The following is a 13,478-nucleotide window of genomic DNA, read 5'->3' on the forward strand; positions in this document are numbered from 1 at the left end:
ACGCCAGTGTGCAACTTTATTGACACGTTATGACAATTCGACGGTGCGGCACGCTTTTATCAATAATCCCTACGCAAACGGTTTCGTCGGCGCCGAGGATTCTCTATAATGACGCGCGTTTTCCCCTGTTGCGCCCAATGAAGCGTCTTATCCTTCGCTTCGAAGACGAGAGAACTTTGATTATGGAAATTCTGCGTGGTTCGCCCGCTTTATCGGCTTTTCGCATTACCAAACTGCTGTCCCGCTGCCAGGACGCTCACCTGCCCGTCAGTGATATCTACGCCGAGTACGTCCACTTTGCCGATGTCAGCGCACCGCTAAGTGCCGAAGAACACGCCAAGCTTCAGCGTCTGCTCAAGTACGGTCCTTCTCTCGCCGAACACGCCCCTGAAGGCCGGCTGCTGCTGGTTACGCCGCGTCCGGGCACCATTTCTCCCTGGTCTTCCAAAGCCACCGACATCGCCCACAACTGCGGTCTGCAACAGGTGCTGCGGCTGGAGCGCGGTCTGGCGTTCTACGTCAAGGCGCCCGAGCTGACGGAAGCCCAGTGGCGGCAGCTCGCTGCGCTGCTGCACGACCGCATGATGGAAACCGTCTTCAGCGAGCTGCAACAGGCCGAACAGCTGTTCGCGCACCATCAGCCGGCGCCGTATCAGTCGGTCGACGTGCTGGGCGCAGGGCGCGCCGCGCTGGAGCAGGCCAACGTTCGGCTCGGCCTGGCGCTGGCGCAGGATGAGATCGACTACCTGCTGAATGCCTTTACCGGTTTGGGGCGCAACCCGACGGATATCGAACTTTATATGTTCGCGCAGGCTAACTCCGAGCACTGCCGCCACAAGATTTTCAACGCCGACTGGATCATCGACGGCGAGCAGCAGCCCAAGTCGCTGTTCAAAATGATCAAGAATACCTACGAGCAGACGCCGGACTACGTGCTGTCGGCGTATAAAGACAACGCCGCCGTGATGGAAGGTTCGCAGGTCGGCCGCTTCTTCGCCGCGCCGGAGAACGGCACGTACGATTACCATCAGGAAGACGCGCACATCCTGATGAAGGTGGAAACTCACAACCACCCGACGGCGATTTCGCCGTGGCCGGGCGCCGCGACCGGCTCCGGCGGCGAGATCCGCGACGAGGGCGCCACCGGCCGCGGCGCCAAGCCGAAGGCCGGCCTGGTGGGCTTCTCGGTGTCCAACCTGCGCATTCCCGGCTTTGAACAGCCGTGGGAGCAGGACTTCGGCAAGCCGGAACGCATCGTCACCGCACTGGACATCATGACCGAAGGCCCGCTGGGCGGCGCGGCGTTCAACAACGAATTCGGTCGCCCGGCGCTGCTGGGCTACTTCCGCACCTATGAAGAGCGCGTCAACAGCCATAACGGCGTCGAGCTGCGCGGCTACCACAAACCGATCATGCTGGCGGGCGGCATCGGCAACATCCGCGCCGATCACGTGCAGAAAGGGGAAATCACCGTCGGCGCCAAGCTGGTGGTGCTGGGCGGCCCGGCGATGAATATCGGCCTGGGCGGCGGCGCGGCGTCCTCGATGGCGTCCGGCCAGTCCGATGCCGATCTGGACTTCGCTTCGGTGCAGCGCGACAACCCGGAAATGGAACGCCGCTGTCAGGAAGTGATCGACCGCTGCTGGCAGCTGGGCGACCAGAACCCGATCCTGTTTATCCATGACGTCGGCGCCGGCGGCCTGTCCAACGCCATGCCGGAGCTGGTGAGCGACGGCGGCCGCGGTGGGCGCTTCGAGCTGCGCGATATCCTCAACGACGAGCCGGGCATGAGCCCGCTGGAAGTGTGGTGCAACGAATCGCAGGAACGTTACGTGATGGCGATCGCCCCGGCGCAGATGGCGCAGTTCGACGAGATCTGCCGCCGCGAGCGCGCGCCTTATGCGGTGATCGGTGAAGCGACCGAAGAACAGCACCTGACGCTGAACGACCGCCACTTCGACAACCAACCGATCGACATGCCGCTGGACGTGCTGCTCGGCAAAACGCCGAAGATGACCCGCGATGTCACCCGTCTGCAGGCGCAGGGCCAGGCGGTGCAGCGTGGGGACATCACGCTGGCCGACGCGGTGAAGCGCGTGCTGCATCTGCCGGCCGTCGCGGAGAAAACCTTCCTGATCACCATCGGCGACCGCACCGTCACCGGCATGGTGGCGCGTGACCAAATGGTCGGCCCGTGGCAGATCCCGGTGGCCGACTGCGCGGTCACCACCGCCAGCCTGGACAGCTATTACGGCGAGGCGATGTCGATCGGCGAACGCGCGCCGGTGGCGCTGCTGGACTTCGCCGCTTCCGGCCGCCTGGCGGTCGGGGAAGCGCTGACCAACCTGGCTGCCACGGAAATCGGCAGCCTGAAGCGCGTGAAGCTGTCCGCCAACTGGATGGCCGCCGCCGGCCACCCGGGTGAAGACGCCGGCCTGTACGAAGCGGTGAAAGCGGTGGGCGAAGAGCTGTGCCCGGCGCTGGGCATCACCATCCCGGTGGGCAAAGACTCCATGTCGATGAAAACCCGCTGGCAGGAAGGCGACGAACAGCGCGAAATGACCTCGCCGCTGTCGCTGGTCATCACCGCCTTTGCCCGTGTGGAAGACGTGCGCGACACCGTGACGCCGCAATTGCGCACCGATAAGGGCGACAGCGCGCTGCTGTTGATCGATCTGGGCAACGGCCATAACGCGCTGGGCGCTACCGCGCTGGCGCAGGTTTATCGCCAACTGGGCGACAAACCGGCCGATGTGCGCGATGTCGCGCAACTGGCGGGCTTCTTCAACGCCATGCAGCAGTTGGTGGCCGATCGCGCGCTGCTGGCTTATCACGACCGCGCCGACGGCGGCCTGCTGGTGACGCTGGCGGAGATGGCCTTCGCCGGTCACTGCGGCGTAGAGGTTAACCTCGATGGCCTCGACGACGATGCGCTGGCGGTGCTGTTCAACGAAGAGCTGGGCGCGGTGATCCAGGTGAGCGCCGAACGTCTCGACGAAGTGAAGCAGGCGTTCGCGCAGCACGGTTTGACCGACAACGTGCATCAGATCGGCAGCGCGCAGGCCGGCGATCGTTTCGTCATCAACCAACATGGCAAGGCGTTGTACAGTGAAAGCCGCAATACGCTGCGCACCTGGTGGGCGGAAACCACCTGGCAGATGCAGCGCCTGCGCGACAACCCGGCGTGCGCCGATCAGGAACATCAGGCCAAGCAGGATGAACAAGATCCCGGCCTGAACGTGAAGCTGACCTTTGCACCCGAGGAAGACATCGCCGCGCCGTACATCGCCAAGGGCGCTCGCCCGAAAGTGGCGGTGTTGCGCGAGCAGGGGGTGAACTCCCACGTTGAAATGGCGGCGGCGTTCCACCGCGCCGGCTTTGACGCCGTGGACGTGCACATGAGCGATCTGCTGGCCGGGCGCCGCGATCTGCAGGACTTCCACACGCTGGTGGCCTGCGGCGGCTTCTCTTACGGCGACGTCCTGGGCGCCGGTGAAGGCTGGGCGAAGTCTATCCTGTTCAACGAGCGGGTGCGCGACGAGTTTGAAGCGTTCTTCCACCGTCCGCAGACGCTGGCGCTGGGCGTATGCAACGGCTGCCAGATGATGTCCAACCTGCGTGAGCTGATCCCGGGGGCCGAACACTGGCCGCGCTTCGTGCGCAACCTGTCGGATCGCTTCGAGGCGCGCTTCAGCCTGGTGGAAGTGGCGGCCAGCCCGTCGCTGTTCCTGCAGGGCATGACCGGTTCGCGCATGCCGATCGCTGTTTCCCACGGTGAAGGGCACGTCGAAGTGCGCGATGCGGCGCATCTGGCGGCGCTGGAAAGCCATGGTCTGGTGGCGCTGCGTTTCGTCAACAACGCCGGTCAGGTGACGGAAGCTTACCCGGCTAACCCGAACGGTTCGCCGAATGGCATCACCGCCGTGACCAGCGCCAACGGGCGCGCCACGGTGATGATGCCGCACCCGGAACGCGTGTTCCGCACCGTCAGTAACTCCTGGCACCCGGAAGAGTGGGGCGAGGACAGCCCGTGGATGCGTATGTTCCGCAACGCCCGTAAGCAGCTGGGCTAAAAACGGCCACCACCGTACAGAGGGCGCAAGCAATTGCGCCCTTTTTTATGGCCGGCGTTCGCCGTCTGGCGGCAGTGTCTGCATTTTGCGACAAGCGCTATTTTCTCTGTCGCCAAATGGAGACGTTTAACTCATTGATTTTATTGTGGGTAAGCAGGTTTGACTTTAGTTGTCTGCATTTGGCGACAGCACGGCGTTTTTTTCATCGCTCATCAGTGCGTAATGGGTGGGGGAATTTGCTGATGTAATTTTATTTTTAAATAAAATCATTGTGTTATTATTTTTATTGCAAAGTTGGCACGCTACGTGCATTATTCTTGGCGGCTGCTCATTCACCTTTTTATGACGGCGCCGTAATTAGACGGCAAATCGCCTCATAAGCCTCCGAATGATGCCAAAGAAATGGTGCCTATCGTCCAACCAAACCGATAACAGACCGCGCAAGCGGCTTTATCAAGCATCGGGCGACACGTGGAGTGAGGCACCGCCTGTATCCAACTGTGATGAAGGGTTCATCAATCCTGGATACTTACGGATGCTATTCGTCCTGTTCGATGCCAGCCGCTGCGCTACATCACCCTGGGGACGAGGTTTAAGGGCATCCACACTTTCCTTGCGTTGGGGCAAGTTTCTTGCCCCGATGTCAATTCTCAACGCTGCGCTATGCCCGTTTCGTTGCCTATGCCCTCGAACGCAGACGCTATCCCCACACTCTCGTTTTCGCGCCGGTTGATGTTACCGGGGCCGCATGCCGTCGGCAGGCCAGGCCCATGGGCGCGCTTCGCCGATCCCGCGGCTTTTTCCTTGCGCGTTCAGGATTCTCCCCTGCCGGGCTTTTCTCTTTCCGGCGAGTCAGTTAGCATCGTGACAGAGCTGAGAGAATGAGATGATTTCGTTGAAAAAATGGCGTTTATTCCCCCGTTCGCTGCGGCAATTGGTGCTGCTGGCCTTCCTGTTGGTGCTGTTGCCGCTGTTGGTGCTGGCCTATCAAGCCTACCAGAGCCTGGATCACCTCAGCGCGCAGGCGGCGGACATCAACCGCACCACGCTGGTGGACGCGCGGCGCAGCGAGGCGATGACCAGCGTGGCGCTGGAGATGGAGCGCAGCTATCGTCAGTACTGCGTGCTGGTCGATCCTACGCTGCAGAAGCTGTACCAGAACCAGCGCAAACAGTATTCGCAGATGCTGGACGCCCACGCGCCGATCCTGCCGGACGAGCGCTACTACCAAACGCTGCGTCAGTTGCTGACCCAGCTGGCGGCGATCAAATGCCATAACAGCGGGCCGGACCAAGAGGCTTCGGCCCTGCTCGAATCGTTCTCCCGTTCCAACGCCGAAATGGTGCAGGCCACGCGCGCGGTGGTGTTCTCGCGCGGCCAGCAGCTGCAGCAAGCCATCGCCGAGCGCGGCCAGTTCTTCGGCTGGCAGGCGCTGCTGTTGTTCCTGGTCAGCGTGCTGCTGGTGGTGCTGTTCACCCGCATGATCATCGGGCCGGTCAAGGCCGTGGAACGGATGATCAATCGCCTGGGGGAAGGGCGCGCGCTGGGCAGCACCGCGTCGTTCAAAGGGCCGCGCGAGCTGCGTTCGCTGGCGCAGCGCATCATTTGGCTGAGCGAGCGGCTGGCGTGGCTGGAATCGCAGCGCCACGAGTTCTTGCGCCATATCTCGCACGAGTTGAAAACGCCGCTGGCCAGCATGCGTGAAGGCACCGAACTGCTGGCCGACGAAGTGGCGGGGCCGCTGACCTCCGATCAAAAAGAGGTGGTGGCGATCCTCGACAACAGCAGTCGCCACCTGCAGCAGCTGATTGAACAACTGCTGGATTACAACCGCAAACTGGCCGACGGCCCGGCGGAACACGAGAACGTCGAGCTGCGCGAGATGGTCGATTTGGTGGTCGCCGCGCACAGTTTGCCGGCGCGGGCGAAGATGATTTCCACCGAAATCGCGCTGGAGGCGGAAATCTGCTGGGCAGAGCCTACGCTATTAATGCGCGTGCTGGATAATCTCTACTCCAATGCGGTGCACTACGGCAAGGAATCCGGTAACATTTGGATCCGCAGCCGTCAGGTTGGACAACGGGTGCAAATCGACGTCGCCAATACCGGCACGCCGATCCCCGAGGCTGAAAGAGCCATGATTTTCGAGCCTTTTTTCCAGGGTAGTCACCAGCGAAAAGGGGCGGTAAAAGGAAGCGGACTGGGGTTGAGCATCGCTCAGGACTGTATCCGTCGCATGCGCGGTGAGCTGCAACTGGCGACGGTCGCCGGTGCAGACGTCTGCTTCCGCATTGAACTGCCGTTAACCGCCGAGAATGAATAAATAATGTACACATGGTCTAAGCGCCTTCGTCTTTCGCAGACCGAACGTTCACCGCGTGCCACGCACAGAGCGCCGCTCGGCAAACGCCCGATCAGCTGGTTGGGCGCCGTTTTCTTTATGCCGCTGTTGCTGGCGGGCTGCGTCGATCGCGCGGTCAGCGGCGGCCTGAGCGCTCAGCAGCAAGAAGCGATCCCGGATACCAAGGTGATCGATTACCGCACCGCGGCCTGCGATACCCTGTGGCAGTTGGACGACAAGGACGCGCTGGATAACGCGCTCTACTGGCTGCGTGCGATGGACTGCGCCGATCGCATCGGCTCAACCCAGGCGCGCGCGCTGGCGAAAACGGTGCCTGGCGACAGCTGGTCCGGCGTTTTCAAACAGAGCATCCTGCTGGGGAGCGCACAGCCGACCTCCGGCGAACGCCGCCAGATGATCGACAGGATCAACAGCTACCGGATGGAGTTTCCCGGTTCGCTGCGTCCACTGACGCAGCTGTGGCGCCAGCAGCAGATGCTGCAGATCACGCTGTTCGATGAGAAAGCGCGTTATCAGCATCTGCAGGAAAGCAGCGACAGCCAGATCGATTCGCTGCGCCAGAGCCAGGCGCGCTTGCAATCGCAGCTGCAGGACACCTCGCGCAAGCTGGAAAACCTGACCGACATCGAGCGCCAGCTCTCATCGCGCAAGCAGCTGCAAGGGGAAATACCGGACAACGGCACAGGCTCGCAAAAGGGCGAAGCCGCCGGTAAAAACGGCGCGGCCGCGAAAGGGGCTGAGCCGCAGGACGAGCCGGAAAAGGGCACTGCGCTGCCGGTTGAACCGGAAGACACCTATACGCCGCACCCTGCCAATAAGGAGTCCCACGCGCAATGACCGCACGCAAACCGGCCAACCTGTTATTGGTTGACGACGATCCCAGCCTGCTGAAGCTGCTGGGCATGCGCCTGACCAGCGAAGGTTTTCACGTCACCACCGCCGAAAGCGGCCAGGAAGCGCTGCGCCTGCTGGCGCGCGAACAGATCGATCTGGTGATCAGCGATCTGCGCATGGATGAGATGGACGGCATGGCGCTGTTCGCCGAGATCCAAAAACATCAGCCGGGCATGCCGGTGATCATTCTCACCGCGCACGGTTCGATTCCCGATGCGGTGGCCGCTACCCAGCAGGGGGTGTTCAGCTTTCTCACCAAGCCGGTGGATCGCGATGCGCTGTACAAGGCCATCGACGAGGCGCTCGCGCTGTCGGCCAGCCCGGCCGGCGACGATGCCTGGCGGGAAGACATCGTCACCCGCAGCCCGTTGATGCTGCGCCTGCTGGAGCAGGTGAAAATGGTGGCGCAGTCCGACGTCAGCGTATTGATCAACGGCCAGAGCGGCACCGGTAAAGAGGTGGTGGCGCAGGCGATCCACGCGGCCAGCCCGCGCGCCAGCAAGGCGTTCATCGCCATCAACTGCGGCGCGCTGCCGGAGCAGCTGCTGGAGTCCGAACTGTTCGGCCACGCCAAGGGCGCCTTTACCGGCGCGGTCAGCAGCCGCGAAGGGCTGTTCCAGGCGGCGGCGGGCGGCACGCTGTTCCTCGACGAGATCGGCGATATGCCGCTGTCGCTGCAGGTGAAGCTGCTGCGCGTGCTGCAGGAACGCAAGGTGCGGCCGCTCGGCAGCAATCGCGATCTGGACATTGACGTACGCATCATCTCCGCCACCCACCGCGATCTGCAAAAGGCGATGGCGAAGAACGAGTTCCGCGAGGATCTCTACTACCGCCTCAACGTGGTGAACCTCAAGATCCCGGCGCTCAACGAGCGCGCCGAAGATATCCCGCTGCTGGCCAATCACCTGTTGCGCGAAGCGGCTCAGCGGCACAAGCCGTTCGTGCGCAGCTTCTCGACCGACGCCATGAAGCGGCTGATGACCGCCAGCTGGCCGGGCAACGTGCGTCAGTTGGTCAACGTCATCGAGCAGTGCGTGGCGCTGACCTCTGCGCCGGTGATCAGCGAAGCGTTGGTGGAGCAGGCGCTGGAAGGGGAAAATACCGCGCTGCCGACATTTGCCGAAGCGCGCAACCAGTTCGAGTTGCATTACCTGCGCAAGCTGCTGCAGATCACCAAGGGCAACGTGACCCAGGCCGCGCGCATGGCGGGCCGCAACCGCACCGAGTTTTACAAATTGCTGTCGCGCCACGAGCTGGACGCCAACGATTTTAAAGAATGACAGTTTCCCGCCGGCGCCTGCCACGCAGGTTCTCAACAAATCCGGCGGAATGATTTACACTCCGTTCTCTTTGCCGCGGCGCGCCCCGGCGTAGAGCACCATGGAACGTATTAAGCGGGATCGTACACAAATGAGCAGATCACTTTCCATCGCCCTGGCCCAGCTGAACCTGCTGGTCGGCGACATTGAAGGCAACACCGAACGCATGTTGCAAATCGTGCAGGAGCAGCAGAAGGCGGGAGCCGATCTGGTCATGTTCAGCGAACTGGCGCTGTCCGGCTACCCGCCGGAAGACCTGCTGTACCGCAATGATTTCTATCAGCGCTGCGATGCGCAGCTGCTGCGCCTGCAGCAGGCCTCCGCCGAGACGGCGATCCTGGTCGGCCACCCGTGGCGCGAAGGCGACAAGCTGTACAACGCGCTGTCGCTGTTCGCCGAAGGCCGCCTGCTGACCCGCTACTTCAAGCAGCAGCTGCCGAACTACGGCGTGTTCGATGAGAAGCGCTATTTCCACGCCGGCAACGACACCTGCGTGGTGGAGCTGAAAGGCTACCGTCTGGGGCTGCTGATCTGCGAAGATCTGTGGTTCCCTGAGCCGATCGACGCCGCCAAGGCGGCCGGCGCGGAGATTATCCTGTCGATCAACGCCTCACCGTATAATCGCGAAAAACCGTATATCCGCAAAACGCTGATGGCCGGCCACTGCCAGCGCACTCAGCTGCCGCTGGTGTACCTCAACCAGGTCGGCGGCCAGGATGAGCTGATCTTCGACGGCTGCTCCAAGGTCTTCGACGCCGCCGGCACCATGACTCACCGTCTGGCGGCCTTCGACGAGCAAGTGACCCGCCTGGAATTCAACGAGCTGGATGTGGTGCCGATGGCCGATCCGGCCGCTGAGCTGCCGCAGCTGGCGCAGGTGTACCAAGCGCTGGTGCTGGCGGTGCGCGACTATGTGACCAAAAATGGCTTTAAAGGCGCGGTGCTGGGGCTGTCCGGCGGCATCGACTCGGCGCTGACGCTGGCGATCGCCGTGGATGCGTTGGGCAAAGACAAGGTGCAGGCGCTGATGATGCCATTCCGCTACACCGCGGATATCAGCATCGCCGACGCCAAGGAAGAGGCGGAAATCCTCGGCGTGGAGTTCGATATCGTCTCCATCGAACCGATGTTCGACGCCTTTATGGGCCAGCTGTCGCCGATGTTCGCCGGCACCGAGCGCGACACCACCGAAGAGAACCTGCAGGCGCGTTGCCGCGGGGTGGTGCTGATGGCGCTGTCCAACAAGCGCCGCAGCATCGTGCTGACCACCGGCAACAAGAGCGAAATGGCGGTCGGTTACGCCACGCTGTACGGCGATATGGCCGGCGGTTTCGACGTGCTGAAGGACGTGCCGAAAACGCTGGTGTTCAAGTTGTCTGAATACCGTAACACCGTCTCCTACGTGATCCCGCAGCGGGTGATCGATCGCCCGCCGTCCGCCGAGCTGGCGCCGGATCAGGTCGATCAGGACAGCCTGCCGCCGTACGATATCCTGGATGCGATCCTGGAAGGCTACGTCGAGCGCGACAAGTCGGTCGCCGATCTGGTGGCCGAAGGGTTCGACGAAGCGATCGTGCGCAAGGTGATCCGCCTGGTGGACATCAACGAATACAAGCGGCGTCAGGCCGCCGTCGGGCCGCGCATCACCGCCCGTAACTTCGGCAAAGACCGCCGCTACCCCATCACATCCGGTTTTGGCCGCAAAAATTGGTAAAAGGAAAGAAGATGAAAAAGATCGACGCGATTATCAAGCCGTTCAAACTGGATGACGTCCGCGAAGCGCTGGCCGAAGTGGGCATCACCGGCATGACGGTCACCGAAGTCAAAGGCTTCGGCCGCCAGAAGGGCCACACCGAGCTGTACCGCGGCGCCGAATACATGGTCGATTTTCTGCCTAAGGTGAAGATCGAGATCGTGGTTGCCGACGACATCGTCGACACCTGCGTGGAAACCATTATGCAAACCGCGCAGACCGGCAAGATCGGCGACGGCAAAATCTTCGTCTTCGACGTGGCGCGCGTGGTGCGCATCCGTACCGGCGAGCAGGACGAAGAAGCGATCTGATCCTCCGCAGGATCATCGGCCATCAGGGCGCAGCATGCTGCGCCCTTGTCATTTCTGTCCCCCGCACATCGCACTTCTTCGCCTCATTGTTCCCCCCATTTTTGCCTGTCGGCATTCTAAAAAAGCGAACGCTATCGCGTTTTTGATACTTTTCCCGATCGCTTCACGGCCGACGTCTACACTCAACGCAATGTTTTTGCTTGAGGAATCACCCCCATGATGACGTTACGCCAAATCCGCCACTTCATCGCCGTGGCGGAAACCGGGTCGATCTCCGCCGGCGCCCAGGCGGTGTTTGTCTCCCAGTCTTCGCTGACGCTGGCGATCCAGCAGCTGGAAACCGAGATTGGCGTGCGGCTGTTCGATCGCCACGCCAAGGGCATGACGCTGACCCATCAGGGGCACCAATTCTTGCGCCAGTCGTATCTGATCCTGGCGACGGTGGACAACGCCAAGCGCAGCCTGCAGATCGGCACCGAAAGCCTGACCGGCAAGCTGACTATCGGCGTCACCAGCCTGGTGGCTGGTTACTTCCTGGTGGAGCTGCTCACGCGCTTTAAATCGGCCTATCCCAACGTCACCGTGCAGGTGGTTGAAGACGAACGCCCGTACATCGAGCATCTGCTGGTCAGCGGCGAGATCGACATCGGCGTGCTGATCTTGTCGAACATCGAAGACCGCGACGCGCTGCAGACCGAGGTGCTGATGCACTCGCCGTATCGCCTGTGGCTGCCGCCGCTGCACCCGCTGCTGGAGCACGAGAGCATCAGCCTGGCGGACGTGGCCAAACAGCCGCTGATCCAGCTCAACGCCGATGAAATGGACGTGCACGCGCGGCGCATCTGGGCGCGCGCCGGGCTGAAGCCGGAGATCGCCATGAAGACCGCCTCGACCGAGGCGGTGCGCAGCCTGGTGGCGGCGGGGATGGGAGTCTCCATCCAACCGGACATGGCGTACCGCGCCTGGTCGCTGGAGGGCAACATGATCGAGGCGCGCAAGCTGGACGATCTGCTGGAGCCGCTGGATATCGGGTTGGCATGGCGGCGCGGCAGCGCGCGGCCGGAGCTGGTGACGCCGTTCCTCACCATCGCGCGCGAGAACGGCAGCAAACATGCCGCCGGGCTTAAGCATTCGATTTAATCGAACGCGTCGTTCAGTATTTAGAATTTGTTGCCCGCCAGAGGCTCGCTTAGGCTGATTAAAACTAACTTATTCACATTTGGTTAACGTTTTTGTCACTTAGGGGCGTCAGGCGATGGCGGATGTGCAGGTTCTCTCAGGTTTGTCCTGTCAGCAGTTCATTAACGGTCAGCTTATCGACGGCGAAGGCCAGCAGGAGTGCATCGTCAATCCGGCCAACGGCGAGACGCTGATCGCCCTGACCGAAGCCTCTGCGGCACAGGTCGGCAGCGCGGTGAAAGCCGCGCAGCAGGCGTTTGGCCATTGGTCGCGCACTACGCCGGCCCAGCGCGCCACGCTGTTGCTGCGCATCGCCGACGCCATCGAGCGGCAGGCGCCGCAGCTGGCGCAGCTGGAGGCCCTCAACTGCGGCAAACCGCTGCATCAGGCGCTCAATGACGATCTGCCGGCGGCGGTCGACGTGTTCCGCTTCTTCGCCGGCGCAGTGCGCACGCAGCAAGGGCAACTGGCCGGTGAGTATGTGCCGGGCCACACCTCGATGATCCGCCGCGATCCCATTGGCGTGGTGGCCTCGATCGCCCCCTGGAACTATCCGCTGATGATGGCGGCGTGGAAGATCGCGCCGGCGTTGGCGGCGGGCAATACCGTGGTGTTTAAACCCTCCGAACATACGCCGCTGACCATTTTGGCGCTGGTGCCAGCGCTGCAGGAGATCCTGCCGCCGGGCGTGCTGAACATTGTCTATGGCGGCGGTGAAGGGGTCGGCAGCCAGCTGGTGGGGCACCCGCAGGTGCGGCTGGTGTCGGTCACCGGTGATATCGTCACCGGGCAAAAAATCCTCCAGGCGGCGGCTAAAAGCGTCAAGCGCACCCATCTGGAGCTGGGGGGCAAGGCGCCGGTGATCGTTTGCGACGACGCCGATCTCGACGAGGTGGTCAACGGCATTCGCACCTATGGCTATTACAACGCCGGCCAGGACTGCACCGCCGCCTGCCGCATCTACGCGCAGGCCGGCATCTATCCCAAACTGGTGGACGCGCTGGGCGAAGCGGTCGCCAGCCTGCGCTTCGCCCGCAAGCGCGATCAGGACAACGAGATCGGCCCGTTGATAAGTGCCCGCCAGCGCGATCGCGTCGCCAGCTTTGTCGAGCGGGCGCTCAGCCAACCGCATATCGAATTGATCACCGGTGCCGCGGCGCACTCCGGACCGGGGTTCTACTACCAGCCGACCCTGCTGGCGGGTTGCCTGCAAAGCGACGAGATCGTGCAGCGTGAGGTGTTTGGCCCGGTGGTCAGCGTCACGCGCTTCGAACACCTGGAGCAGGCGGTCGCGTGGGCCAACGACTCGGAATACGGGCTGGCCTCGTCGGTGTGGACGCAAAATATCGATCGGGCGCTGCACATTGCCGCCCATCTGCAGTACGGCAGCACCTGGATCAACACTCATTTCACCTTGGCGAGCGAAATGCCGCACGGCGGCCTGAAACGCTCCGGCTACGGCAAGGATCTGTCCAGCGATTCGCTGCAGGATTACAGCGTTGTCAGGCACGTAATGGCGAAGTTCAAAGCCAGCTTCTAGCGGTTCTATAAAGCAAAATCAGGCGGCAGCCGTTCCCTGCCGCATAC

At 62.4% G+C, this 13,478-nt stretch carries 8 protein-coding genes; all 8 read left to right on the top strand.

Annotated elements, in window-relative coordinates; translation table 11 throughout:
* Positions 1 to 182: 182 nt before the first annotated feature.
* The 8 genes from purL to ACMGF9_RS05020 all read left to right on the top strand — a co-directional run bounded on the left by purL (position 183) and on the right by ACMGF9_RS05020 (position 13,431).
* Entirely contained in the window at positions 183 to 4,073 is a 3,891-nt protein-coding gene (gene purL, locus ACMGF9_RS04985) for a phosphoribosylformylglycinamidine synthase (protein ID WP_160125870.1), read from the top strand.
* An 886-nt stretch (positions 4,074 to 4,959) separates the two neighbouring features.
* Positions 4,960 to 6,396, top strand: a complete 1,437-nt coding sequence (locus tag ACMGF9_RS04990; protein WP_004941357.1) for a sensor histidine kinase — start codon at positions 4,960 to 4,962, stop codon at positions 6,394 to 6,396.
* Positions 6,397 to 6,399: 3 nt separating this feature from the next.
* Positions 6,400 to 7,272: a two-component system QseEF-associated lipoprotein QseG gene (gene qseG / locus ACMGF9_RS04995; RefSeq protein WP_004941359.1), complete on the top strand. Its 873-nt coding sequence runs from the start codon at positions 6,400 to 6,402 to the stop codon at positions 7,270 to 7,272.
* Complete coding sequence (gene glrR / locus ACMGF9_RS05000) at positions 7,269 to 8,609, top strand: two-component system response regulator GlrR (RefSeq protein WP_004941361.1); 1,341 nt, start codon at positions 7,269 to 7,271, stop codon at positions 8,607 to 8,609. Before qseG ends, glrR begins: the two co-directional genes overlap by 4 nt.
* Positions 8,610 to 8,739: 130 nt before the next feature.
* Positions 8,740 to 10,362 carry an NAD+ synthase gene (locus ACMGF9_RS05005; protein ID WP_021504519.1) on the top strand — a complete coding sequence of 541 codons (1,623 nt, stop codon included), beginning with the start codon at positions 8,740 to 8,742 and terminating at the stop codon, positions 10,360 to 10,362.
* 11 nt (positions 10,363 to 10,373) lie between these two features.
* Positions 10,374 to 10,712, top strand: a complete 339-nt coding sequence (glnB, locus tag ACMGF9_RS05010; protein WP_004847623.1) for a nitrogen regulatory protein P-II — start codon at positions 10,374 to 10,376, stop codon at positions 10,710 to 10,712.
* Between the two features lie 216 nt (positions 10,713 to 10,928).
* Entirely contained in the window at positions 10,929 to 11,852 is a 924-nt protein-coding gene (locus ACMGF9_RS05015) for a LysR substrate-binding domain-containing protein (protein WP_015378793.1), read from the top strand.
* Between the two features lie 115 nt (positions 11,853 to 11,967).
* Positions 11,968 to 13,431, top strand: a complete 1,464-nt coding sequence (locus tag ACMGF9_RS05020; protein ID WP_242141453.1) for a gamma-aminobutyraldehyde dehydrogenase — start codon at positions 11,968 to 11,970, stop codon at positions 13,429 to 13,431.
* Positions 13,432 to 13,478: the final 47 nt, after the last annotated feature.

The sequence above is a fragment of the Serratia sp. BNK-23 genome (assembly GCF_047456145.1).
Lineage (GTDB): Bacteria > Pseudomonadota > Gammaproteobacteria > Enterobacterales > Enterobacteriaceae > Serratia > Serratia nematodiphila.

Bases quoted from the DNA above. Each gene is read 5' to 3' on its own strand.
- purL (WP_160125870.1), top strand. From the start codon at position 183: ATGGAAATTCTGCGTGGTTCGCCCGCTTTATCGGCTTTTCGCATTACC.
- ACMGF9_RS04990 (WP_004941357.1), top strand. From the start codon at position 4,960: ATGATTTCGTTGAAAAAATGGCGTTTATTCCCCCGTTCGCTGCGGCAA.
- qseG (WP_004941359.1), top strand. From the start codon at position 6,400: ATGTACACATGGTCTAAGCGCCTTCGTCTTTCGCAGACCGAACGTTCA.
- glrR (WP_004941361.1), top strand. From the start codon at position 7,269: ATGACCGCACGCAAACCGGCCAACCTGTTATTGGTTGACGACGATCCC.
- ACMGF9_RS05005 (WP_021504519.1), top strand. From the start codon at position 8,740: ATGAGCAGATCACTTTCCATCGCCCTGGCCCAGCTGAACCTGCTGGTC.
- glnB (WP_004847623.1), top strand. From the start codon at position 10,374: ATGAAAAAGATCGACGCGATTATCAAGCCGTTCAAACTGGATGACGTC.
- ACMGF9_RS05015 (WP_015378793.1), top strand. From the start codon at position 10,929: ATGATGACGTTACGCCAAATCCGCCACTTCATCGCCGTGGCGGAAACC.
- ACMGF9_RS05020 (WP_242141453.1), top strand. From the start codon at position 11,968: ATGGCGGATGTGCAGGTTCTCTCAGGTTTGTCCTGTCAGCAGTTCATT.